The sequence below is a fragment of the Kitasatospora sp. NPDC002551 genome, assembly GCF_040296005.1.
Classification (GTDB): domain Bacteria; phylum Actinomycetota; class Actinomycetes; order Streptomycetales; family Streptomycetaceae; genus Kitasatospora.
The window spans coordinates 100,723-124,237 of record NZ_JBEOWI010000023.1 but is presented as its reverse complement, the minus strand read 5'-3'; the positions used below and the strand labels follow the sequence as shown (position 1 = coordinate 124,237).

Genomic DNA, 23,515 nt, shown 5'->3' with positions numbered 1-23,515 from the left:
CCGCGCGGCGCCACCCGCCCGCGCAGTCCGGCCGCGCTCGGCTGACCACCCCGGGCGGGCCCGCCGCGTCCGCGCCGGCTCTGCCCGCCCCGCGCCCCCACGCACGCCCCATCGCGCCCCCACGCACGAATGCGCGGCCCGCACCACCCGCCCCTGTCGTCCCGACCGAACCGGCGCCACCGTGCGGGCGTCCTCCCCACCGGACGCCCGCACCTGACGGACCGTCCACCACGCGACCACGAACGGAGTCCCGAACCATGCACGACCACGACGAGCGGGTCACCCCGCCGCACACCGCCGCCCGCCCCGGCGAGACGGCCGAGCACCCGGCCGGCGAGATCCGCCTGCGCCCGGGCAGCGGCCTGGGCCTGCGCTCCCGTCTGCTGGCCGGTACCGGCGGGGCCATCCCGCCGATCGTCGAGTTCCCGACGATGACCACGCCCTTCTGAGACCGGCCCGCCGCACCGCACCGCCCCCGGCCCTGAACGGCCGGACCGCTCCGCCGCCGAGGAACGGGCAGCCCCTCGGCGGCGGACCGGTCGGACCTGACGGGCCGAACCGACCGGACGGACCCGCCGCCCGCACCGCGGGTGCGCCCGCGCGGCCGGCGCGCTCCGCATGTGGTCGTACGGTAACCACCCGGTGGTGCCGCCGTGCCTGCTTCGTGACCGACTCACCACTCTTCAGAACGGATTGCCCGTCAAGTAGCCTGCGGCCATGCGGACCACGTCGTCGATCACCGTCGGCCGCGCCGCCGAGCTCGCACTGCTCGGCGGCGCCCTGGCCGCCGCCCGGCAGCAGGGCGGCGGGGCGGTCTTCCTGCTCGGCGAGGCCGGCATCGGCAAGTCCCGGCTGGCCGGCGAGTGCGCCTACCAGGCGTACGGCCTCGGCCTGCCGGTGCTGCGCGGGCGGGGCAGCTCGACCGGCACGGTCACGCCCTTCCGCCCGCTGATCGAGGCGCTCTCCTCGCGGTTCCGGGCCGCCGGACCGCCCACCGACCCCGAACTCGCGCCCTACCGCCCGGCGCTGGCACGGCTGGTCCCCGAGTGGCGGGACACCGCGGCGGCGGCCGGCGCCTACCCGGAGACGGTGGTCGAGCTGGCCGAGGCGCTGCTGCGGCTGCTGGCGGTGCTCGGCCGCGAGCAGGGCTGCGTCCTGCTGCTGGAGGACCTGCACGACACCGACGCGGAGACCGTCGCCGTCCTGGAGTACCTGGTCGACAACCTGGCCGGCCTGCCGGTGCTGCTGCTCGCCACGCTGCGCTCCGAACCGGGCCCCGCCCTGGACCTGGTGCGCGCCGCCGAGCGCCGCCGCGCCGCCGCCGTCACCGAGCTGCGGCCGCTGCCGCCCGCCGAGGTGGCCGCGCTGGCCGCCGCGATCCTGGAGGGCGAGGCCGGCGACCTGCCGGCCGCGCTGGTGGAGCACCTCACCGGCCGCGGCGACGGCTGCCCGTACCTGGTCGAGGAACTGCTCGCCGACCTGCTGGACTCGGGCGCGCTGCGCCGGGCCGAGGACGGCCGCTGGGTGCTCGCCGACGGGTCGCGCCCCGGGGTGCCCAGCACCATCGTGCGCAGCTGGGGCCGGCGCATCGACCAGCTCGACCCGCAGGTGCGGGACCTCCTGCTGACCGCGGCCACCCTGGGCAGCCGCTTCTCGGTGACCACCGTGCAGCTGATCACCGGTTACGACGACCGCACCCTGTTCAGCCACCTGCGCTCGGCCTCCGAGGCCAATGTGATCGTGCCGGACGGCGCCGCCCCGGACCGCTACGCCTTCCGGCACGCGCTGACCGCCGACGCGGTGACGGCCGCCCTGGCCCCCGCCGAGCGCGCCGCACTGGCCCGCCGGGCGGCCCGCGCGATCCTCCGCGCCGATCCCGAACTCGCCGAGGAGCGCCGTCAGTTGGTCGCCTCACTGCTGCTGGCCGGGGGCGACCGGGCGGGCGCCGCGGTGCACTTCGCGGAGGCCGGCCGGCGGGTGCTGGAGGCGGGCGCGGCCGGGTCCGCGGTGGTCCTGCTGGAGCGCGCGTACGAACTCGCCGGGGACGCCGGACGGTCCGGCATCACCGAGCGGCTGCTGCCCGCGCTGGCCGAGTCCGGCCAACTGGACCGCGCCTTCGAACTGGTCCGCACCCTGCCGCCGGTCCCGCCCGCGCCGCCCACCGGCGCCGCCCCGGCCGCCGAGCGCCGGATCGAACTGCACACCAGGCTCGCCTGGGCGGCGGTGATGGCCGAACGCGGCGCGGACGCGGCCGCCCAGGTGGCCGCCGTGCGCGCGCTGACGGCCGGCCGGCCGCGGCCCGAGCAGGACGCGGCGCTGGCCGTCGTCGAGGGCCACCTCGCACTGCTGCCGGACCACGCGCCGCCCGTCACGCCCGAGGACGCCGCCGTGCCCAGCGCCGCCGGCCGCCTCGCCGAGGCCGAACGCCGGGCCCGGCGCGCCGCCGAGGTGGCCGAGCGCGCCGGGCTGCCGGTGGTCGCCTGCCAGGCCTGGCAGCTGCTCGCCCTGCTCGCCCGCGAACGCGGCTTCGACGCCGCCGACGCCTGCCTGGAGCGGATGCTGGCCGTCGCCGAGGCCAACGCCCTGCCGGTCTGGCGGGTCGAGGCGATGCTGCGGCTGGGCGCCAACGCCTTCATGCGCACCGGCGACGGCACCCGCCTGGAACGTGCCCGGGAGGCCGCCGCCGGGCTCGGCGCGATCGTGCTGACCCAGACCCTCGACGGCCTGCTCGCGATGAACGCGGTGCTGCGCGGCGAGTGGCGCACCGCGCGCGCCACCGTCGACCGCTGCCTGGACGCCACCGCCCGGCTGCACAACCTCGCCGCCCACCGCTATCTGCTGCTCTCCTCCGCCACCCTGGCCGCCCACCTCGGCCGCACCCGGGAGATGGAGCGCGAGCTGGCCCGGTTCCGGCAGGCCGGCGGCGAGGAGTCCTTCCTGACGCCGCTGCGCTTCGGGCTCTGCCGGGCGGTCGGCGCGCTGCTCGGCGAGGACCGCGCGGCGGCCCGGGCCGAGCTGGACGCCACGCTGGCCTGGGAGGAGGAGCACCCCAGCGTGTTCTACCTGGCCGGCCGGCACGGGCTGCACCCGCTGCTGGAGGTGGTCGAGGGCCGCTGGGGCCGGGCCGAACTGGACCGGGCCGCCGCCGCGCCCGCCGCCGAACTGGCCTGGAACCGCCAGTTCCTGCGCTTCGCGGACGCGGTGGTGCTGGGCCGCGAGGGCCGTTCCGAGGAGGCCGTCCGGGCACTGGCCGAGGCCCGGCCGGGCGCCGCGGCCTTCCCGCTCGCGCACCACCTGGCACTGCGGCTCGCCGCCGAGGCCGCACTCGCCGACGGCTGGGGCGAGCCGGTGGCCTGGCTGCGCACCGCCGAGGAGTACTTCCACCAGCTGGAGGTGCAGCCGGTGGCCGCCGCCTGCCGCACCCTGCTGCGGCGGGCGGGGGCGAGCGTCGCCCAGCACCGCGGCGGGCGCGACGCCGTCCCGGCGGACCTGCGCACCTGCGGGGTGACGGTCCGCGAGTACGAGGTGCTGGTGCTGCTCGCGGACCGCCCGGGCAACCAGGAGCTGGCCCGCAAGCTCTCCATCTCCCCGCGCACGGTGGAGAAGCACCTGGCCAACCTGATCACCAAGACCGGCCGGCGCGACCGCGCCGCGCTCTGCGCCCTGGCCGCCGAACTCCGCGCCGCCACGCCCTGAACGCGCGGTCCGTCAGGGCCGGGCGGCGCTCCCCGCCGGCGCCGCCGCGACCGGGCCCGGCGGGGCGTCGAGGCCGGCCGGCTCGGGCAGGCGCCGGGCGAGGGCCCAGGCCAGCGCGCACAGCGCGGCCAGCGGCGCGAGCGCGACCCGCAGCCCGGCGTGGTCGGCGAGCAGGCCGACCGCCGGACCGGCGAGGCCGCCGACGCTGACGGCGAGACCGAGGGTCACCCCGCTGGCGGTGCCGATCCGGCTCGGCAGGTAGTCCTGACCGAGCGTCACCTGGAGCGAGAACGGCACGTACAGGGCCAGCGAGATCAGCGCGGCGAAGCCGTACAGGGCGACCGGGCCTGGCACCAGCAGCAGTCCGGCGACGGCCGGCACGGCCGCCGCGTACGACAGCCGCACCGTCCGCACCCGGCCCCAGCGCGCGGCGCACCAGCCGCCGAGCACCGTGCCGACGGCGCCGCCCGCGAACAGCGTGAACAGCGCCGCCGTCCCCACCGCGGAGTCCTCGCGGCCGAGACGCTGCTGGGCGTAGAGGGCCACGAAGGAGCTGAGGCCGACGAAGACCACCGAGCGGCAGCCGATCACCGCCGAGAGCCGCAGGAAGGCGGACCGGTCGTCGCGCCGCCCGGCGCCCGCGCCCGCGGCGGCGGGCCCGGCCGCGGCGCGGGCGGCCAGCGCGCGGACCACCGGGGCGGTGAGCAGGGCCGCGGCGAGCGCCGGCACCGCCAGCCAGGGCGTCGCGCCCAGCCCGCCGGCCGCCAGCACCGGGCCGACCAGCAGCGGGGCGAGCGCGAAGCCGATGTTGCCGCCGAGCGCGAACCAGCCCATCCGGGTGTGGCTGTCGCCGCTCGCCGCGCGCGCCAGCCGCGCCGACTCCGGGTGGTAGGCGGCGACCCCGGCGCCGGAGAGCGCGACCGCCGCGCAGAGCAGCGCGTACGGGCCGAACAGCCCGGCCAGGCCGACCCCGATCCCGGTGGCGGCGGTGGCGGCCGGGATCAGCCAGGGCATCGCCCGGCGGTCGGTGAGCGCGCCGAACAGCGGCTGCACGATCGAGGAGAGCAGGGTCGCGGCCAGCACGACCCCGGCGGCGGAGCCGTAGTCGAGGCCGCGCCCGGCGACGAGGAAGGGGACCAGGGCGGGCACCACGCCCTGGTAGAGGTCGACGGCGGCGTGGCCGGCCGCCAGCACCGCGATCGGGGCGGCGCCGGACGGGGGGCGGGATCGGAGAGTGGTCACGGAAGCGATCCTCGGCCCGCCGGCGGGTGGCGGGCTTCCGATAAAATGCCAGGCGATGCCGCATTCCCGCCAACCCCGTCCATCGGCCGATCTGACGGTCACCCGGCCGCTGCCCGCCGGTGCCACCGTCGCCGAGCACCGCCACGAGGCCCACCAGATCGTCTACGCGGGCCGCGGCGTGCTGGCGGTCACCACCGCCGCCGGCACCTGGGTCGCCCCGGCGACCCGGGCGCTGTGGATCCCCGCCGGTACCGGCCACCGCCACCGCGCCTACGGGCCCACCGTGCTGCACACCGTCGGCCTGCCGCTGGGGCACAACCCGCTGGGGCTGACCCGCCCGGCGGTGCTGACGGTGGGCCCGCTGCTGCGCGAACTGCTGATCGCCTACAGCGGCCCGGGCACCGCGGGCACGCCGGAGGGGCGGCGGATGCTGGCCGTCCTGCTGGACCAGTTGCGCCGCGCCCCCGAGCAGCCGCTGCACCTGCCGGTGCCGCGCGACCCCCGCCTGGCGGCGCTCGCCGCCCTGCTCGACGCCGACCCGGCCGACGCCCGCACCCTCGGCGAACTCGGCCGGGCGGCCGGGGCCGGAGAGCGCACGCTGAGCCGGCTGTGCCGCGAGGAGCTGGGCATGACCTTCCCGCAGTGGCGCACCCAGCTGCGCCTGCACCACGCGCTGCGGCTGCTGGCCGAGGAGGTGCCGGTCACCGCGGTGGCGCACCGCTGCGGCTGGGCCTCGGCCAGCGCGTTCATCGACGTCTTCCGCCGCACCTTCGGCCACACCCCGGCCGCCCACCACCGCCGGTGACGGGGCCTACGGCAGCAGCCGCGCGATCTCGCCGATCTCCAGCGCCGCGTGCACGGTGCCGTCCGGGGCGACGGCGATGCCGTGCGGCTCGGCGCCCGCGACCGGCAGCGGGTGGCCGGCGTAGCCGCCGTCGGGGGTGAGGGAGCCGATCCGGCCGGCCGCCCACTCGGTGAACCAGACCCGGCCGTCGGGCCCGGCGGCGATCGCGTGCGGACGGGCGGCCGGGTCGGGCAGCGGATGCTCCGTCACCTCGCCGTCCACGGTGATCCGCCCGATCCGGCCGCCGCCGAGGTCGGCGAACCAGAGCGCGTCGCCGCCCCGGGCGATGCCGACCGGTGCGGCGCCCTCGCCGGGCAGCGGGTGCAGGGTGATCTCGCCGTCCACGGTGATCCGCCCGATCGCCGGGGCCTGGTTGAGGGTGAACCAGAGCGCGCCGTCCGGCCCGGCCGTGATCATCGACGGGAAGGCGCCGGCGACCGGCAGCGGATGCTCCGTCACCTCGCCGTCCACGGTGATCCGCCCGATCCGGTCGGCGTTCAGCTCGGTGAACCAGAGCGCGCCGTCGGGGCCCGCCGCGATCCCGTACGGCCCGGACCCGTCCGGCAGGGCGTGGGAACGCACCTCGCCGTCCACGGTGATCCGGCCGATCCGGTGGTCGCGCATCCGGGTGAACCAGAGCGCGCCGTCGGGGCCGGCCGTGATCACCGAGGGCCCGCTGCCGGGCGCGTCCAGCCCGTACCGGGTGACGGTCCCGTCGGCCGCCAGCCGTCCGACCTCCCCGGCGTGCACCAGGGTGAACCAGAGGGCGCCGTCCGGCCCGACGGTGATCCCGTACGGCCCGGCCGCCGCGTCCGACACCACGATCCGTTCCACCGTCATCTTCCGTCCCGCCCCTCTCCCCGGCCCCGCCGGTGATCACCGGCGGCACCAGCGGAACTCTCCCCCACCCGGCCCGCGCGGGCAAGTGGCTTTCGGGGCCGGCGCCTTGTCGGTGGCGTCGTCTAACGTCCCCGGCATGGGTGTCTATCTGGTGAGTGTCGAGGCCGACGAGTGGCTCGACGACGAGGTCTTCGGGGCGGTCGGGCGGGAGATCGACGCGGCGCTGGCCGGGCGCGGCCTGCCGCCGTTCGTCTGCCCGCCCGTGACGGGGTTCCAGGCGGGGTCGGGGTCGCACTTCGAGGAGAAGCTGTACCGCCCGATCTCCGGTTTCTCGGAGTTCTGCGGGGAACTGGCCGACGGGACGGTGGAGGCGCTGCTCGGCTGGGACGTGCTGCTGCCCGTCGAGCTGGACGCGCCGCTGGTGCTGCCGGTGGCGTGCGCGTACAACGACGTGACGGCGGTCGGCGACGCGCGCCGGACGCTGGCCGCCGCCCGGCGCGTGGCGGAGCTGCTCGCGCTGCCGCCCGGGATACCCGAGCACTGCGACAACCTGGAGATCGGCCTCTGGTTCGACCGGCACGCGAGCGCCGCCGCGGTCGGCTCGCCGGGCCGGTGGACGGAGGACCTGGACGTGGCCTTCTACGCCGCGCTCTTCCTGCGCGCCGCCGAGTACACGCTGCGGCGCGGTCGCCCGCTCGCCTACTCCTGAGCCGCGTCCGCGAGGGCGGGGGCCCCGTCGCCGTTCCGGTCCGCGCGGCGCCGCCGCCCGGGGTCGCCGCGCAGGACGGAGACGACGCCGAGCCCGGCGGCGCAGACCGGCACGGCCAGCAGGGCACCGATGATGCCGGCGATCCCGGAGCCGGCCACCACGGCGACCATGATGGTGGCCGGGTGGAGCTCCACCGTCCGGCTCTGGATCAGCGGCTGGAGGATGTTGCCCTCGATGACCTGGACCGCGACCACCACGCCGAGCGCCCAGAGCGCCGTGCCCAGACCGCCGTCGGCGAGGGCGACCAGCACGGCGACGGTGCCGGAGAGGAAGGCTCCGACGAACGGGATGTAGGCGCCCATGAAGACCAGCGCGCCGAGGCCGGGCGCGCCGGGGACGCCGAGGATCAGCAGTCCGACGGTGATGAAGAAGGCGTCGATGAGGGCGATCAGGGTGGTGCCGCGCATGAAGCCGGCCATCGCGTCGAAGGCCCGTTCGCCGCAGGCCACCACCGTGTCGGCGGTGCGGCGGGGCAGGTAGGAGTGGACGACCTCGCCGGTGCGGTGGCCGTCACGGAGGAAGAAGAAGACGAGCGCGAGCGCGAGCACGCTGCCGGTGGCGATCTGGGTGGCGAGGCCGAGCCCGGAGAGCACGCTGTCGGTGAGCGTCGTGACGAGCGTGTTGGTCTCGCCCTGGGCGTTGTCCAGCACGTGCCGCAGCTTCTCGCCGAAGGGGCCGAGCCATTCGGCGAGCCGGTCGCCGGACTCCTGGAGGGCGGAGGCGATCTGCGGGGCGCTGTGCACCAGCGAGTTGACCAGCAGGGCGATGACCGTGCTGACGGCGGCCACCAGCACGGCGCAGGTGAGTCCGGCGGCGACCGAACGGCTGACGCCGCGTCGGACCATCCACGGCATCACGGGGTAGAGCAGGGAGGTGCCGAGCAGCGCCAGGATCACCGGCACGGTCGCGGACCGCAGTTCGACCAGGGCGAAGACGACGAGCGAGGCGACGGTGATGAGCAGCACCAGCGCCGCCGACCAGGCGGCGGCGGCCCTGACCGGGGCCGGCAGCATGAGGTAGGGGCGTCGGTGGTCGGCGGGTCGGTGTTCGGGCGGAGTCTCCCCCGGCATCCGTTCCTCCATCCGGTCGATCGGTCCAGGTCTGCCCCATCTCAGCAGATGATCCGATCATATGCCTGATTTGTTCCGCCTTCGGACACGCCCGCCCCGGCGGTCGCGGCACGACCGGGGCGGACGCGCCGCCGGTCACTCGTGGAACTGGAACAGCCAGGCCTGCCGCTGGTCCTGAACCTCCAGCGGTCGCAGCGCGGTGCGCTGCGGGAAGATGTCCAGCACGCTCAGGTCCAGCGCCAGCTCCCGGCCGCCGACCGGGCCCCCGGGGAGGACCACGTGGAAGGAGAACCGGTCGGCCGCCTGGTACAGGGCCCATTCGAACGCCTCGGTGGTGCCCCGGACCTGCCGGTCCACCTCCGGCGGGCCGTCCAGGCCGATGTAGGCGTCATGCCGGAGGTTCCTGATGACGACGTTTCCGTTGTCGCGGCCGGTCACCTCCCACTCCTGCTCGCCGGGCTCCCCGGTCGGTGTCAGGACCACCACGAACTCCTTGGCGGCCTGGAGGGTGAGCAGCTGCTCGTCGGGCTTGGCGATCGCGTAGACGCCATTGTTCACAGGGGCCACGGCCGACTCCACTTCGATGCGGGACGCTGGTGCACGGGGCGGCCGCCGCAACCGGCGCCGCCCCCTGCGAAAGAGTGGGTCGATTGAAGCCAGCCGCGGCGGTACGGACACAGAGCACCGCTGCGGGACCACCCCAACGAGTCACGCCGCCCCGCACGTCCGTCCGGCCGTCGAACGCGCTATCCGGCCGCCTCGAAGCGCACCTCACCATGGCCGCCCGCGAAGGCGAGCACCCGTTCGGCCTCGGCCCGGGCCGCGTCCCGGTCGGCCCGGGCGAGCGGCGCGAACGGGCGGACCGTCACCGACCACGCCCCGGTGCCCTCCCCGGCCAGCTGCCAGCTCCCGGCGACCAGGCCGTCCACCAGCAGGCTGCCGAGCACGATGCCGTTCTGCGTCATCACCCGCGGCCGGTAGGCCTCGGGCAGCACCCGGGTGCGGTCGGCGTGCGAGAGCAGCAGGTTGTCGAACGGCGCGACCAGCCGGACCGGGGCCGGGGTGTCCGGATCGGGCCGCGGTGCGTCGGGCAGGTCGTAGAGCTGGCGGCCCTGCTCGTCGCGGAAGGCGACCAGGCCCGGGGCGAGGCGCCCCAGCACCGCGGCCCACCCGCCGAGGCCGCACCACTTCTGCAGGTCGGCGGCGGTGGCCGGCCCGAAGGCGGCGAGGTAGCGCAGCGCGAGGGCATCGAGCGGGGGCGCCGGGGCGAGCGGGCGGCCGAGCCAGGCCTCGGCGGTGGTGTGCGCGGCGGGACCGCCGTGCCCCCACAGGCCGCGCGGCGGGACCTGCACCAGCGGCAGCAGGCAGCGCGCGGCCTGGGCGAGCGCGGCCGGGTCGCGGTCGGGGCGGGTGACGGCCAGTTCGGCGCCCAGCCGCTGGAAGGTGCGCGGCTCCTCCTCGACCAGGGCGCGGGCCTCGACGGCGAGCGCGTCGAGGTCGAGTCCGGCCAGCCGCTTGCCGTAGGTGGTGCGCAGTTGCCGTTCCAGCAGCGGCTGCAGCAGCGGACGCAGGCTCAGGCAGTCCTCGGCGGTGACCAGGTGGATGGTGCCGCGCTGGAGGGCGATCCGCACGGCCCGCCGGCTCTCGATCAGCCCGGTGAGCGCCTCGGGGGTGAAGCCGTCGATCCGGGCGAGCAGGCCGAGGTAGGGCGGCTGCGGGGCGGCCTGGGCCTGCAGGCCGCCGAGGTGCCCGATCACGGCGGCCGGGCCGTCGGCGGTGCGCTCCAGCAGGTGCTGACGGGCCAGCAGCGCGCGGCCGAGCGCCCGCGGGCCCAGCACCCCGCCGTCGGCCCCGGGCATGCCCCCGGTCACCGGCGGCCGTCCAGCACGGCGCGCAGCAGGGCGATCCGGTTGGTGGTGATCGAGTCGACGCCGGCCTCGCCCAGCTTGCGCATGGTGCGGCGCAGGTCGGCGGTCCAGGTGGAGACGGCCAGCCCGGCCTGGTGGGCGGCGGCGGTGAAGGCGGGGGTGGCCAGGCCGAAGGGCGGGTTGACGTACCGCGGGCGCAGGTCGTCGAGCAGGGCGCGGGCGGGCAGCCGGGGCTGCTTCCAGGTGAGGGCGATCTCGGCGCCGGGGGCGAGGGCGCGGACGGCCAGCATGGCGGTGGCGGGGCCGCAGAAGCCGACCCGCTGCTCGGCGCCGAGGGCGGTGACGGCCTCCCAGGTGGCGGCGGCCGGGCCGGCGTCGTCGAGGTCGATGAGGAGCTTGGCGCCGGGCGGGGCGGCGGCGGTGGCCTTGAGCGCCTCGGCGAGGGTGGGGACGTGGTGGCGGCCGTCGTCGAGGGCGTCGAGCTGCTCGGCGGTGAGCCGGGCGAGCGGGCGCGGGTCCCCCCAGAGGCGTTCGAGGGTGGCGTCGTGCAGCAGGACCGGGACCCGGTCGCGGGTCAGCCGGACGTCCACCTCGACGGCGTCGGCGCCGGCGGCGAACGCGGACTCGACGGAGGGCAGGGTGTTCTCGCGGTGGCGGTACGGGTCGCCGCGGTGGGCGACGGCGAGGACGGGGCGGCGGGCGGCGTAGGCGGTCATCGGTCCGTTCATCGGTCCGTTCATCGGGTCGGAGCGGTGGTCTGCGCGGGCGGCCGGGGTCAGCGCAGCCGTCCGGCCAGCCACGGGGTCAGGGTGTACAGGGTGACGGCCTCGCGGTAGCTCGGCTCGCCCGGCACGGTGACGATCATGGTGCAGGAGGGCGGGAAGACCCGCTGCTTCAGGTGGACCAGGCCGGTCCAGACGGAGTTCAGGAAGGCCGGGACGCTGTCGCGCGGCACGTCGAAGGCGATGGCGTCGACGGTGACCACGGCCTCGTCGTGGTCGAAGAGGCGGACGGTGATCTCGGGCGTCCCGGCGATCTCGACCAGCGCCTCGTGGGGTATCGCGGCCAGCTCGTCGGTGCCGGGGCCGCCGTCGGCGCCGACCAGGCCGGCGAAGGTCTGGTCCCGCCCGATGTCGTGGCCGGTGCGCACCGGGCGGCCGTGCCGGGCGGCCATCGCCTCGATGGCGAGGACGGCGCTCTGGGTGGACGGCAGCGGGTCGTGGGGCATCGGGCGTCCTCTCCTCGGTGCTCGGCTGGTCGGCTGGTCGGCTGGTCGGCTGCTCGGCGCTCAGCGTCGTTCGATCATCACATTGGTCGACTTGATGACGGCCGTGGCGGGTGCGCCGGGCACCAGCTCCAGCTCCTCCGCCGACTCCCGGCTGATCAGCGAGACCACCCGGAACGGCCCGGCCTGGATCTCCACCTGGGCGGCGACGTCCCCCAGCAGCACCTCGGTGACGATGCCCGGGAAGCGGTTGCGGGCCGAGGAGGGGCGGCCCTCGGCGGCGGCGGTCTCGGGGCGGGCCAGCTCACGGGCGAAGGCGGCCAGCTCGGCGCCGGCGATGATCCGGTGGCCGTGCTCGTCGCGCTCGGCGGCGATCCGGCCGGCGTCCACCCAGCGCCGCATGGTGTCGGCGCTCACGCCGAGCAGCGCCGCGGCCTCGCCGATGCGGTACGGGTTGGCCGGTGCCCCGGGCTGGCCCATGGATGCGACTCCTGACGGTGGTGCGGACGATCGGCCGGGGAGACGGTCGGGCCGTGGTTCGCCCCCGCCCGGTCCCGGCCCCGCCGCCCATCCTGCCGTACCGGCCGGACGGCGGCGCAGTGACCCTGGGGTCCGTCGTCGGACCCCGTCGTCCGTCCGGCAGGCGGGGGGTTCGACGACGGACCCTAGGGTTCGCCGAAGAGGTCCCGGCGCACGGCGTCGCCGGCGGTGAGCACGGCTCCGCCGAGCACCGCGCCGCCGCCGGCCTCGCCGGGGCGGACCTCGGTGCGCAGCGGAGAGAGCCCGGCCAGCCGCCGTTCGACCCGGGCGGCGAGTTCGACGCCGCCGGCCCGGCCGATCTCGCCGCCGAGCACGACGCAGCCGGGGTCGAGGACCACGCAGACGGCCGAGACGCCGACGGCGATCCGCTCGGCGAGCTCGTCCAGGAACGGCCCGCCGGGCAGCCCGTCGCCGAGCGCGTCGAGCGCGGCGCGTACGGCGGCCTCGGCGGCGGGGGCGTCGTCGGCCGGGCCGGCGGACAGGCCGTGGGCGCGGGCCAGCGCGCAGACGGCGGCGCTGCCGACCAGGCCGTGGAAGCCGCCCTCGCAGCCGGTCGCGCTGGGGAGCGCGGTGGTGCCGGGCACGGGCAGGAAGCAGATCTCGCCGGTGCCGCCGCCCGCGCCGCGGCGCAGCTTCCCGTCCAGGACGACGGCGGCGCCGACGCTGTGCCCGAGCCAGATCAGGACGAAGTCGTCCCGGCCGCGGGCGGCACCGATCCGGTACTCGGCGCGTCCGGCGAGGTTGACCTCGTTCTCCAGGATCACGTCGGTGCCGGGCAGTTCGCGCAGGGCGGCGAGGAGTTCGGCGTGCCAGGCGGGCAGTTCGCCGGTGGACTGGAGCCGGCCGGTGGCGGGGTCGACCAGGCCGGGGGCGCCGACGGCGACGGTGTGCAGGTGCTCGACGCCGGCCCGCCGGGCGGTGTCGAGCAGGGTGCGGACGATCCGCTCGGCGGCGGCGCGGTGGGCGGCGGCGTCGGTGGGCGGCTCGGCGACGGCGAGTTCGGCGCCGGCCAGGGTCTGCCCGGCGAGGTCGGCGACGACCAGGGTGACGCCGCCGGAGCGGACGTCGACGGCGCCCAGGTGGGCGCGGGAGGCGACCAGGGCGTAGAGCCGGGCGTTGGGGCCGCGCCGCTGTTCGCCGCGCTCGCCGACGACGGCGACCAGGCCGGTCCGCTGGAGCCGGTCGAGCAGGTCGGCGACCGTGGGCCGGGAGAGGCCGGTGAGGTCACGCAGCTCGGTCGCGGTGAGTGGTCCCTGGTCGAGCAGCAGGTTGAGCGCCAACCGGTCGTTGATCGCCCGGGCGGTGCTCGGCGTGGCCGTACGCACGGTGGTCATGGCCGAACATCCTTCCAGAGTATTTCTATCAGGGTCCCTTCCTGATAATTTATCGAACCGTCGCCGCACTGCCACGTCGGCGGGCACCACCGAAGCCACCACACCCCCAGGGCACCGCCGCGCCGCGCGCGGCCGGGAGGGAAGAGCCGGATGACCACCAGCCTGACCGCAGCACCACCCTTCGGCGGCCGGCGCGCCGCACGCCGCGCCCATGCCGCCGTCGCCCTCGTCTTCGCCGTGCACGGCGCCGTCGGCGGCACCTTCGTCAGCCGGATCCCGTGGATCAAGGACCACCTCCACCTCTCCCCCGGCCAGCTCGGCCTGGCCCTGGTGATGCCGGCCGTCGGCTCGTCCCTCGCGATGCCGCTGGCCGGCCGCTTCGTGCACCGCTACGGCGGGCGGGCGGCGGTGCGCGGCCTGCTGTCGCTCTGCTGCCTGGCCTTCGCCCTGCCCCTGTTCGCGCCCTCGCTGCCGGTGCTCTGTCTGGCCCTGCTGGCCTACGGCGCGACGGCGGGCATGTCGGACGTGGCGATGAACGCGCAGGGCGTGGAGATCGAGCAGCGGCTCGGGCGCTCCGTCATGTCCGGCCTGCACGGGATGTGGAGCGCGGGCGGGCTGGTGGCCGCCGGCGTCGCCATCCTGGCCGCGCACCAGGACCTCGACCCGCGGGTGCAGGTCGCCGTGACCGCCGCCGTCCTGGTGGCGCTCGCCCAGTTCGTCTGCGGCGCGCTGCCGGACCTGCGCGCGCCCGAACAGGCCGAGGAGCCGCCGCGCTTCGCACTGCCGCCGCGCAGTTCGCTGGTGATCGGCCTGGTCGGCTTCTGCGCGGTGTTCGCCGAGGGCGCCTCGATGGACTGGAGCGGCGTCTACCTGCGCGACGTCACCGGCGCCTCGCCCACCGTGGCGGCCGCGGCCTACACCGCGTTCTCGCTCACCATGGCGGTCAGCCGACTGGCCGGCGACGCGGCGATCCGCCGGCTGGGCGCCGTCCGGGCCGCCCGGCTGAGCGGCGCGATCGCCACCACCGGCGGCCTGCTGGTGGTCTGCGCCGACCGCCCCTCGGTCGCCATCCCCGGGTTCGCGCTGATCGGGATCGGCGTCGCCGTGGTGGTCCCGCTGGCCTTCGCCGCGGCCGGCCGGATCGGCAGCAACCCCAGCCAGGCCATCGCCGGCGTCGCCACCGTCACCTACACCTCGGGGCTGATCGCCCCCGCGATCATCGGCGGCCTCGCCCAGGCCACCTCGCTCACCGCCTCCTTCGGCGTGGTCACCGCGCTCTCCGTGGCCCTGCTGCTGAGCGCGGGCGCGCTGCGCCGGGCCGAGGAGCGCAGCCCGGACGGCGCCGGCCCGGACATCGTGACCACTCCGGAATCGAAAAACTCTTTCGAAAGAAATTCGCCGTCGATATGATGGAAAATTCCTCGGGGAATTCTCGCTAGCATCTCGGACCGCCGGGCGCGCACACCGCGCGCCCGGCGGTTCCGCGACCCGCGAAGGATTTCCCGTGTGCTACCAGGCCGACGCCGCCCCGCCCGTCTTCACGCCCGCCACCCACACCCTCGCCGAGGCCACCGCCCTCACCCTGACCTCGGCGGACGGCACCGCGTTCGCCGCCTTCCTGGCCCGCCCGGACGACCCGGCCGGGCCCGGCGTGCTCGTCCTGCCGGACAACAAGGGCCTTTCCGATTTCTACCGGCAGACCGCCGTACGGCTCGCCGAACAGGGATTCCCGGCCCTCGCCGTGGACTATTACGGCCGCACCGCCGGCGCCGACCCGCAGAACCGCGCACCGGAATTCGGCGAGCTGCCGAACCTGCTGCCGCACCTGCTCGCGCTCACCCCCGAGGGCCTCGACGCCGACCTCACGGCCGGCCTCGACCGGCTGCGCGCGCTCGGCGCCGCCGAGGTCGTCGCGCTCGGCTTCTGCTTCGGCGGCCGCCAGGCCTTCCGCGCCGCCGCACCGCGCTTCGGTCTGGCCGGCGCGGTCGGCTTCTACGGCTACCCCGACGCCATCAACGGCGCTCCGGGGCCGACCCAGCTCGCCGCCGGACTGACGGCACCGATCCTCGCCTTCTGGGGCGGTGCCGACGAGCACATCCCGCCGAGCGCGGTCGAGGCCTTCGACGCCGCGCTCACCCGCGCCGACTGTGAACACGAGTTCATGACTTTTCCTCAGGCTCCGCACAACTATTTCGAACTCGCGGCGGTCCAACACCGCGACGCCGCAGAGGAGTCCTGGATCAGGCTCCTCGGCTTCCTGTCCGAGCGCACCATCCGTCGCACTTCGGGAGGACACCCGTGACCGATCCCGCCCCCACCAACAGACGCCGCCTCGGCGCCGCCCTCGGCGCCCTCGCCACCGCCGCGGCGGTCGTCCTGACCGCTCCCGGTACCGCCCACGCCGGGCGGGCCCACTACTTCTCCCCCTACTTCGAGATCCGCAACGTGGCCACCGGCAAGTGCCTGGAGGTCGCCGACTGGCGCACCGACGACCGCGCGCCCGTCCGGCAGTGGACCTGCACCGGCGGCGCCAACCAGCTGTGGAGCAACAGCAACTACGGTCTCCTGAAGAACAAGAACAGCGGCAAGTGCCTGGACGTGCCGTACTCGAGCACCGTGTGGGGTACCCAGCCGATCCAGTGGTCGTGCGCCGATCCCTCGAACCTCGCCAACCAGACCTGGTCGGTTCCCGGGGTCAACCGGCCCTCGCCCAACACCGTGTACACCCAACTCGGGCTGGCCCTCGACGTGTACGGCTACGACCCCTCCGACGGCGCCCCGGTCGTCACCTGGGGCGCCAACGGCGGCGACAACCAGCTCTGGATCGGGCTCGACCCCCAGATCAGCCTGCCGCGCTTCTGACACCGCCCGCCCGTGCCGGGACGCCCCGCCGTCCCGGCACGGGACCGCACACCCGGGAGGACCCCATGCGCATGCCCCTTCGCACCCTCACCGCGCTCGCCGCCGCCGGCGCGCTCGGCCTCCTCACCCCCACCGCCGCGCAGGCCGGCCCCGACCGGCCCTTCACGGTCATCACCGCCAACCACTCCGACAGCCAGCAGTGCCTGGACGTCACCGGTCGGCGGACCGACGACGGCGCCCCCGTCGAGCAGTGGCCCTGCAACGACGGCGACAACCAGAAGTGGTACTGGACCGACGCGCACGAGCTGGTCGGCGTCGGGAGCGGCAAGTGCCTGGACATCCCCTTCGGCAGCACCGAGGAGGGTGTGCAGGCGATCATCTGGCCGTGCAACGGCGGCACCAACCAGCAGTGGACCAGCACCCTGGTCCACCACGCCGGCATCTACATCCTGGCCGGCGTCAACAGCGGACTCCTGCTGGACGTCCGCGGCGCCGACCCGACGCCCGGCGCGCCGGTGATCCAGTGGCGCCACGTCGGCGGGCTCAACCAGTGGTGGTTCTTCTCGCCCTGGCAGAACGGCCAGAACTGACCCCGGGAGGTCACCATGCACACCCACCGCACGGCCCTGCGCCGCCTGGGCACGGCCCCGGCCGTGCTCACCACCGCGGACGCCCTCGTCCTCGTCCCGGCCGCCGAGACCTCTTCGGGGGCAGCTCCGCCGACGGCGCGCCGGTAGGCCGGTGGACCACCACCGGCGGCGTCAACCATCGCTGGCTCATCCGACCGGCCCCGCCCGCGCCCGGCCCGGCACCCGTCCGCCGGGCCCGACCGGGCACCCGGTTAGGCTCGGCCCGTGCCCGAACCCGTGACCTCCCCGTCTCCGCCCGGCCAGGCCCCGGCCGACCCGCCGGAGCGTTCGCCGTGGCCGCGGTTCGCCCTGCTGGTGGCGATCCTCGGCGCGGCGACCGGCTCGCTGCTGCTGTGGAGCCCGACCGCCCTGCTCGACGGCGACGCGTTCGCCGGGACCCCGTGGTACTGGCGCGCCCCGCTGTTCACCGCGGTGTACGCGCTCGGCACGGTGGCCTTCTTCCCCCGGCCGGCCCTGAACGCGGCCGCCGGGCTGCTGCTGGGCGTGCAGCAGGGCCTCCTGCTGGCCGTGCTGGGCACGACGCTCGGGGCGGCGACGGCCTTCGGGCTGGCCCGGTGGCTGGGGCAGGACGCGCTGCGGCGCCGGCTGCGCGGCCGGATGCTGCTGGCGCTGGACCGGCGCTTCACCGACCAGGGGTTCCGCAGCGTCCTGCTGCTGCGGCTCTTCCCCGGCCTGCCGTTCCAGGCGGCCACCTACGGGGCGGCCGTGTCCGGGGTGCGGTTCCCGCCGTTCATCCTCGCGACCGCGCTCGGCGTGGTCCCGGTGACCGCGGTCTACGTCACCGCGGCGGCCACCGCGCGCGAGCCGGGCTCGGCCGGCTTCCTGGTCTCGGCCGGGCTCGTCGGGCTGATCTGCCTCGCGGGGCTGGTCCCGGTGGCGCGGGCGGCCCTGCGGCGACGGCGCGCGACGGCGGGCTGAGCGCCGGGAGCCCGCGACGGCGCGCCGGGCGCGGGACACGCCGACACCCGCTCGGCCGAGCGGGTCGTTTGTCGGTGGCGTGTGAAATCGTTCCCGCATTGTTGACAGAAGGTCAATTACGCGGTGACCGCGACCGATATCGTCTACGCGCGCAACCGTACGTCCCTGCACCGCGTCGCTTCTGATGCCCGGGTCCGCCCGGACCGTCGGCGCGGCGCGACGCGTGCGGACGGCGCGAGCGGGCACGAGACCGGTGATCAGTGCGATACTCGGACAGTTCCGACGAGTGGATGACGTGTCAAAAGGGCACGCGCACCGGGGGACCTGTATCGGAACAGAGGCAGGGAGGCGCGGCATGGGAGCACTTCGCGACGAGCACCACAACGGGTGGCTGATGCCCTCCGGGCACTACCCGGCCGCGGTGTACGAGGACGAGTGGGTCGAGCAGGAGACGGTTCCGTCCTCCCCCGCCCCGGCGAAGATCGTCTCCCTGCGGCCGACCGGATTCGAGGCGGCCCGCACGGTCGGCGAGCACATCCGGGCGAGCACCCCGGTGGTCATGGACCTCACCGAGATGGAGGAGGCGGAGGCCAAGCGGATGGTCGACTTCGCCTCCGGCCTGATCTTCGGCACCCGCGGCGGCATCGAGCGGATCGCCCGCCGGGTGTTCCTGCTCACCCCGGCGGACGTCGAGGTGATGGTGATCGACCGCCCGCTGGACGACACCGGCTTCTACAACCAGAGCTGACCCGAGCCCGACGGAACCGGGGACGGCACCCGCCGTCCCCGGTTTTCTGTTGTCCGGGCGCCGTACCGGCATGCCTCGAACGAGACAGCCGGATTAACAATGAGACATCCATGTCTCATTCGATGTACACTCGCTCCATGGCCACCGACCGTGACTCCGTGCTCGAAGCCGCCGTCGGCGTGCTCTCCCGCCGCCCGACCGCCCACCTCGACGAGATCGCCCGCGCCGCGGGCATCAGCCGCGCCACCCTGCACCGGCTCTTCCCCGGCCGGGACGCGCTGATCCGCGAGGTCGGCATGCTCGCGCTCCAGCGCCTGGCCTCCGCGCTCGACACCACCGCGGTCGAGGAGGGCGACGCGCACGCCGCGCTGCGCCGGCTGATCGACGCGATCGTGCCGGACGCCATGCTCTGCGCCTACCTGACCGGCGAGAGCCAGCTCTACGACGACGAGGCGGTCAACGAGCTCTGGGAGGCCCAGATCGCCCGGCTGCACGCGCTCTTCCTGCGGGGGCAGCAGCAGGGGGTCTTCCGCATCGAGCTCTCCGCGGCCTGGCTCAGCGAGGCCTTCTTCGACCTGCTCGCCGGGATCGGCTGGGCCGTCCAGGACGGCCGGCTGGCCCCGCGCGACGCGACCTTCTCGCTCGCCGAGCTCTTCCTCGGCGGCGCCCTGCGGACCCCGCGCCCGCACTGACCCCGACTCCTCATCCACCGCACCTCGGACCGGAAACCGGACACCGATACCCATGAGCAGCACCGTCCACCTCCAGCCCCGCCAGCGCTGGACCGGCCTCGCCGTCCTCGTCCTGGCCGTCACCCTGGTCGCCGTCGACGCGACCGTCCTGTCCCTGGCCATCCCCTCCATCAGCGAGACCCTGCGCCCCAGCGGCACCCAGCTGCTGTGGATCGGTGACGCCTACTCCTTCGTGCTGGCCGGCCTGCTGGTCTCGATGGGCTCGCTCAGCGACCGGATCGGCCGCAAGCGGCTGCTGCTCGCCGGTGCCACCGCGTTCGGCGCCGCCTCGCTGCTCGCCGCCTACGCGCCGACCGCCGGCTGGCTGATCCTGGCCCGCGTGCTGCTCGGCGTGGCCGGGGCGACCATCATGCCGTCCACCCTCTCGCTGATCCGCACGCTCTTCCCCGACGACCGGGAGCGGGCCACCGCGATCGGCATCTGGGGCGCCGCGGCGTCGGCCGGCGCCGCGCTCGGCCCGGTGGTCGGCGGCGTGCTGCTGGAGCACTTCTGGTGGGGCTCGGTGTTCCTGCTGAACATCCCGGTGCTGGTGCTGCTGCTGGTCCTCGGCGCCTGGCTGCTGCCCGAGTCCAGGGACCCGAAGCCGGGCCGCTGGGACGTGCTGAGCGTGCTGCTGTCGCTGGCCGGTGTGATCGGCGTGGTCTACGCGATCAAGGAGGCCGCGGCGCACGGTGTCGCCCGCTGGGACGTACCGGTGACGGGCCTGCTGGGCGCGGCCGCGCTGGTCGTCTTCGTCCGCCGCCAACTGCGGCTGGAGACCCCGCTGCTGGATGTCCGGCTCTTCGGCAACCGGCGCTTCACGGCCGCCGTGCTGGCCTCGCTGATCGCGCTGATCGGCCTGTCCGGCATCGTCTTCGTGACCTCGCAGTACCTGCAGCTGGTCCGCGGCTACCCGCCGCTGAAGGCGGGCCTGGCCGAGCTGCCGGCCTTCGCCGGCGCGGTGGCCGGTGGTCTGCTCACCGCCAGGCTGGTGCGCCGCACCGGCGCCCGCACGGCGCTCACCCTCGGCCTGCTGACGATGGGCGCCGGGATCGGCCTGCTCGGCTGGATCCAGCAGGACACCACCTACCTCGTGCTGGCCGGCGCCTTCCTGCTGGTCGGCACGGCCGAGGGCGTGGTCTACACGCTCGGCGCGGACATGGTGCTGGGCGCCGCCCCCGCCGACAAGGCCGGCGCCGCGTCCGCGGTCTCCGAGACGGCCTACGAGCTGGGCACCGCGCTCGGCATAGCCCTGGTCGGCTCGGTGGTCGGCGCGCTGTACGCGGACCGGCTGGCCGTCCCGGCCGGGACGGACCCGGCGGCGGCCGCGCAGGCGGGCGAGTCGCTGGGCGGCGCGGTGGAGGCGGCGCACGGGCTGCCGGAGGCCCTGGCCGGGCCGCTGCTGTCGAGCGCCAAGGAGGCGTTCGTCCACGGCGTGAACGCGGCCGGGATGCTGGCGGGCGCGCTGCTGCTGGGCGCGGCGGTGCTCGCCTGGCGGCTGCTGCGGGAGCCGAACGGCGGGGCCGGTCGGCCGGAGCGGCCCCGGGAGCCGGCGCAGGAGCCGGCCCAGGAGCGGACGCCGCAGCAGGCGGCGCTCTGAGCGAGGGCGGTGCCCCGCGTCCCGGGAGGGGGCGCGGGGCACCGCCGCGTTCGGGACCGGTCAGACGGCGCCGAAGGGCAGTTCCAGCTCCGCCCAGACCACCTTGCCGTCCCGGGTCAGCCGGCTGCCCCAGCGCTGGGCGAGTTCGCTGACCAGGAACATGCCGCGGCCGCCCTCGTCCTGCTCGGCGAACGGGCGCAGCTGGGGCGTCTGGCCGCCGGCGTCGGCGACCTCGACGGTGAGCACCCGGTCGCGGAAGAGCCGCAGCCGGCGCGGGGCGTCGGCGTGCAGCAGGGCGTTCGTGACCAGTTCGCTGACCAGCAGCTCGGCGTAGTCGGAGAGCGCGCCCAGGCCCCAGGCGTCGAGCGTGGCGCGGGTGAAGCGGCGGGCCTTGCCGGGCAGCCGGCCGCCGCCGGTGAGCGGGAGGGTGGCGACCCGGTCGGCGGGCAGCGGCAGCACCCGGGCCATGATCATCGCGATGTCGTCGTCGCTGCCGCCGCTGACCAGCGCGCCGAGCACGGCGTCGCAGCTCTCCTCCAGGGTCCGGCCGGGGCCGGCCAGGGTGCGGGCGAGCAGGTCGATGCCGTCGTCGAGGTCCTGGCCGCGCCGTTCGACCAGGCCGTCGGTGTAGAGCGTGACCATGCCGCCCTCGGGGAGGGCGAACTCGACCGACTCGAAGGCCACCCCGCCGACGCCGAGCGGCACGCCGGGCGGCATCTCGACCCGCCGGGGCGTGCCGTCGGGGGCGACCCAGACCGGCGGCAGGTGGCCCGCCGAGGCGACCAGGAGGGTGCGCTCCAGCGGGTCGTAGACGGCGCAGATGCAGGTGGCGAACTGGCCCTCGCCGATGCCGGAGGCGGTCTCGTCGAGCCGGGTGAGCACCTGCTCGGGCGGCATGTCCAGGGTGGCCAGGGTGCGGGCGACGGTGCGCAGCTGGCCCATGGTGGCGGCGGCCCGGATGCCGTGGCCCATGACGTCGCCGACGACCAGGGCGACCCGGCCGCAGGAGAGCGGGACGACGTCGAACCAGTCGCCGCCGACCTCGCTGGTGACGCTGGAGGGCAGGTAGCGGTAGGCGATCTCCAGGCCCAGGGTGCGGTGGATCTCCTGGGGCAGCAGGCTGCGCTGGAGGGTGAGCGCCGTCTCCCGCTCGCGCCGGTAGAGGCGGGCGTTGTCGATGGCGAGCGCGGTGCGGGCGACGAGTTCCTCGGCGAGCGCGACGTCGGCGGCGGTGAACGGCTCGGGGTTGCGCATGCGGATGAACTCGGCGCCGCCGAGGACCATGCCCCGGGCGGTGACGGGCAGCATCAGGTAGGAGTGGATGCCGGCGGCGAGGCCGGGGGCGACCCGGTCCGGGCTGGCGACCAGCCCGCGCAGCACCTCCGCGTCGACGTGGGCGCGCAGCAGCGGGCGCCCGCTGCGCAGGCACTGGGTGTAGCTGCGTTCGGGCGCGTACTCGGATACCTCGCCGACGGTGTCGACGGCGCTGGTGAGCCCCGTTTCGTAGGCCTCGCCGACCGCGACGGCGCGCAGCTGGACGCCGCGGTCCTCCGGGATGGGGGTGGGTTCGGAGCCGCGCAGCACGGTTTCCAGCAGGTCGACGGTGGCGAAGTCGGCGAACCGGGGGACGACGGCCTCGATGAGCTCCTCGGCGGTGCGCTGGAGGTCGAGGGTGGTACCGATCCGGGCGGTGGCCTCGGCGATGGTGGCGAGGCGCTCCTGGGCGCGGGCGGCCCGGGCCTCGGCCTGGAAGCGCTCGGTGACGTCGATGATCGAGGAGCAGACGCCGAAGACCCGGCCGCTGGAGTCCTCCAGCCGGAAGTAGGAGGCGGACCAGGCGCGGTCGCGGCGCGGGTCGCCGGGGACGCGGCCGTGCGAGCGGGCGTCGACCACCGGCCGCCCGGTGGTCAGCACCTGCTTCATGATCTGTTCTATCTCGGTGCTGTTGATGCCGGGCAGGATGCTGCTGATCCGCCGGCCGAGGTGGTCGGCGACGGGGAGGCCGTTCATCCGGGCCAGTGACTCGTTGAGCCGGACGTAGCGCAGCTCGGTGTCGTAGACGGCCATGCCGATCGGGGACTGGCCGAAGATGCCGTCGAGGACGGCGAGGTCGGCCTCGACCCGGTGCAGGGCGGCGGTGTCGGAGGCGGTGGCGAGCAGCAGCAGGGTGCCGCCGGGACCGGCGACGGGGTAGGTGCGGAACTCCAGCTCGACGGTGTGGCCGTCGCGGTGACGGAGCGGGAGGACACCGGACCAGCCCTTGCCGCCCAGGATGCGCTCGAAGAGCTCGACGGTCTCGGGGCGCTCGGCGTCCTCGGTGAGCAGCCGGGCCGCGTGGGTGCCGACGGCCTGTTCGGCGCTCCAGCCGAGCAGCGCCTCGGCGTCCTCACTCCAGTGCAGGATCAGCCCGTCGTCCTGGAGCAGGGCGGTGGCGAGCGGGAGGAGGCGATGGCCGTCCAGGCGTGCGGGGCTGGCGCCGGCTCCGGGGCCGGTGGCATTGGTGGCGTCCCACTCGTCTCTCCGCATGATCAGGCTGCACCCCGGTTCGGCTCGTGCCCGGCCGGGCGGTCTCGTGGTC

General features: G+C 75.8%; 23 protein-coding genes. 13 read left to right on the top strand and 10 right to left on the bottom strand.

Translation table 11 applies throughout. The annotated features are described in order from the left end of the window. Positions 1 to 257: 257 nt before the first annotated feature. Entirely contained in the window at positions 258 to 449 is a 192-nt protein-coding gene (locus ABT093_RS20750; RefSeq protein ID WP_350566280.1) for a hypothetical protein, read from the top strand. Positions 450 to 717: 268 nt separating this feature from the next. Continuing rightward, positions 718 to 3,696, top strand: coding sequence for a helix-turn-helix transcriptional regulator (locus tag ABT093_RS20745; protein ID WP_350566278.1), 2,979 nt, complete (start codon positions 718 to 720; stop codon positions 3,694 to 3,696). A gap of 12 nt (positions 3,697 to 3,708) precedes the next feature. Here the strand turns inward: ABT093_RS20745 and ABT093_RS20740 are convergent, their stop codons facing one another. Further along, complete coding sequence (locus ABT093_RS20740; RefSeq protein ID WP_350566276.1) at positions 3,709 to 4,938, bottom strand: MFS transporter; 1,230 nt, start codon at positions 4,936 to 4,938, stop codon at positions 3,709 to 3,711. Between the two features lie 55 nt (positions 4,939 to 4,993). Between ABT093_RS20740 and ABT093_RS20735 the strand changes: the two genes are divergently transcribed. Beyond that, positions 4,994 to 5,743: an AraC family transcriptional regulator gene (locus ABT093_RS20735; RefSeq protein WP_350566274.1), complete on the top strand. Its 750-nt coding sequence runs from the start codon at positions 4,994 to 4,996 to the stop codon at positions 5,741 to 5,743. Between the two features lie 6 nt (positions 5,744 to 5,749). On the opposite strand, the gene ABT093_RS20730 is transcribed toward ABT093_RS20735, so the two are convergent. Next, positions 5,750 to 6,622, bottom strand: coding sequence for a Vgb family protein (locus ABT093_RS20730; RefSeq protein ID WP_350566272.1), 873 nt, complete (start codon positions 6,620 to 6,622; stop codon positions 5,750 to 5,752). Between the two features lie 136 nt (positions 6,623 to 6,758). Between ABT093_RS20730 and ABT093_RS20725 the strand changes: the two genes are divergently transcribed. Then, a complete protein-coding gene (locus ABT093_RS20725) occupies positions 6,759 to 7,331 on the top strand; it encodes a hypothetical protein (RefSeq protein ID WP_350566270.1) in 573 nt (190 codons plus the stop codon). Here the strand turns inward: ABT093_RS20725 and ABT093_RS20720 are convergent. From ABT093_RS20720 to ABT093_RS20690, 7 genes are all read right to left on the bottom strand, one after another. Next, positions 7,322 to 8,461, bottom strand: a complete 1,140-nt coding sequence (locus ABT093_RS20720; protein WP_350566268.1) for an AI-2E family transporter — start codon at positions 8,459 to 8,461, stop codon at positions 7,322 to 7,324. The genes ABT093_RS20725 and ABT093_RS20720 overlap by 10 nt on opposite strands. Before the next feature lie 135 nt (positions 8,462 to 8,596). Further along, on the bottom strand, positions 8,597 to 9,028 hold the full coding sequence (locus ABT093_RS20715; protein WP_350566266.1) for a ricin-type beta-trefoil lectin domain protein: 432 nt from the start codon (positions 9,026 to 9,028) through the stop codon (positions 8,597 to 8,599). A gap of 179 nt (positions 9,029 to 9,207) precedes the next feature. Continuing rightward, the gene (locus tag ABT093_RS20710) at positions 9,208 to 10,320 is read right to left on the bottom strand and encodes a winged helix DNA-binding domain-containing protein (protein ID WP_350566264.1); all 1,113 of its coding nucleotides are present in this window, start codon (positions 10,318 to 10,320) and stop codon (positions 9,208 to 9,210) included. Between the two features lie 8 nt (positions 10,321 to 10,328). Continuing rightward, positions 10,329 to 11,057, bottom strand: coding sequence for a glycerophosphodiester phosphodiesterase (locus ABT093_RS20705; RefSeq protein ID WP_350566262.1), 729 nt, complete (start codon positions 11,055 to 11,057; stop codon positions 10,329 to 10,331). 47 nt (positions 11,058 to 11,104) lie between these two features. Continuing rightward, entirely contained in the window at positions 11,105 to 11,557 is a 453-nt protein-coding gene (locus ABT093_RS20700; protein ID WP_350566260.1) for a hypothetical protein, read from the bottom strand. 60 nt (positions 11,558 to 11,617) lie between these two features. Then, complete coding sequence (locus tag ABT093_RS20695; protein ID WP_350566258.1) at positions 11,618 to 12,034, bottom strand: TOBE domain-containing protein; 417 nt, start codon at positions 12,032 to 12,034, stop codon at positions 11,618 to 11,620. Positions 12,035 to 12,219: 185 nt separating this feature from the next. After that, positions 12,220 to 13,428, bottom strand: coding sequence for an ROK family transcriptional regulator (locus tag ABT093_RS20690; RefSeq protein WP_350566256.1), 1,209 nt, complete (start codon positions 13,426 to 13,428; stop codon positions 12,220 to 12,222). Positions 13,429 to 13,578: 150 nt separating this feature from the next. On the opposite strand from ABT093_RS20690, the gene ABT093_RS20685 reads away from it, so the two are divergent. From ABT093_RS20685 to ABT093_RS20645, 9 genes are all read left to right on the top strand, one after another. Then, entirely contained in the window at positions 13,579 to 14,838 is a 1,260-nt protein-coding gene (locus ABT093_RS20685) for an MFS transporter (RefSeq protein ID WP_350566254.1), read from the top strand. Between the two features lie 94 nt (positions 14,839 to 14,932). Further along, positions 14,933 to 15,730 (top strand): dienelactone hydrolase family protein, encoded by a 798-nt coding sequence (locus ABT093_RS20680; RefSeq protein ID WP_350566252.1) that lies wholly within the window; start codon positions 14,933 to 14,935, stop codon positions 15,728 to 15,730. Next, positions 15,727 to 16,290 carry an RICIN domain-containing protein gene (locus ABT093_RS20675; protein WP_350566250.1) on the top strand — a complete coding sequence of 188 codons (564 nt, stop codon included), beginning with the start codon at positions 15,727 to 15,729 and terminating at the stop codon, positions 16,288 to 16,290. Before ABT093_RS20680 ends, ABT093_RS20675 begins: the two co-directional genes overlap by 4 nt. A 71-nt stretch (positions 16,291 to 16,361) precedes the next feature. Continuing rightward, positions 16,362 to 16,880 (top strand): RICIN domain-containing protein, encoded by a 519-nt coding sequence (locus ABT093_RS20670; protein ID WP_350566248.1) that lies wholly within the window; start codon positions 16,362 to 16,364, stop codon positions 16,878 to 16,880. Positions 16,881 to 16,895: 15 nt separating this feature from the next. Beyond that, a complete protein-coding gene (locus ABT093_RS20665) occupies positions 16,896 to 17,027 on the top strand; it encodes a hypothetical protein (protein WP_350566246.1) in 132 nt (43 codons plus the stop codon). Between the two features lie 117 nt (positions 17,028 to 17,144). Beyond that, positions 17,145 to 17,858: a TVP38/TMEM64 family protein gene (locus tag ABT093_RS20660; protein ID WP_350566244.1), complete on the top strand. Its 714-nt coding sequence runs from the start codon at positions 17,145 to 17,147 to the stop codon at positions 17,856 to 17,858. A 355-nt stretch (positions 17,859 to 18,213) separates the two neighbouring features. Further along, positions 18,214 to 18,606, top strand: coding sequence for a cell division protein SepF (locus ABT093_RS20655; protein ID WP_350566242.1), 393 nt, complete (start codon positions 18,214 to 18,216; stop codon positions 18,604 to 18,606). Positions 18,607 to 18,743: 137 nt separating this feature from the next. Continuing rightward, positions 18,744 to 19,298, top strand: a complete 555-nt coding sequence (locus ABT093_RS20650) for a TetR/AcrR family transcriptional regulator (RefSeq protein WP_350566240.1) — start codon at positions 18,744 to 18,746, stop codon at positions 19,296 to 19,298. Between the two features lie 52 nt (positions 19,299 to 19,350). Next, positions 19,351 to 20,937 carry an MFS transporter gene (locus ABT093_RS20645; protein ID WP_350566238.1) on the top strand — a complete coding sequence of 529 codons (1,587 nt, stop codon included), beginning with the start codon at positions 19,351 to 19,353 and terminating at the stop codon, positions 20,935 to 20,937. Between the two features lie 60 nt (positions 20,938 to 20,997). Here the strand turns inward: ABT093_RS20645 and ABT093_RS20640 are convergent, their stop codons facing one another. After that, positions 20,998 to 23,463: a SpoIIE family protein phosphatase gene (locus ABT093_RS20640; protein ID WP_350566236.1), complete on the bottom strand. Its 2,466-nt coding sequence runs from the start codon at positions 23,461 to 23,463 to the stop codon at positions 20,998 to 21,000. Positions 23,464 to 23,515: the final 52 nt, after the last annotated feature.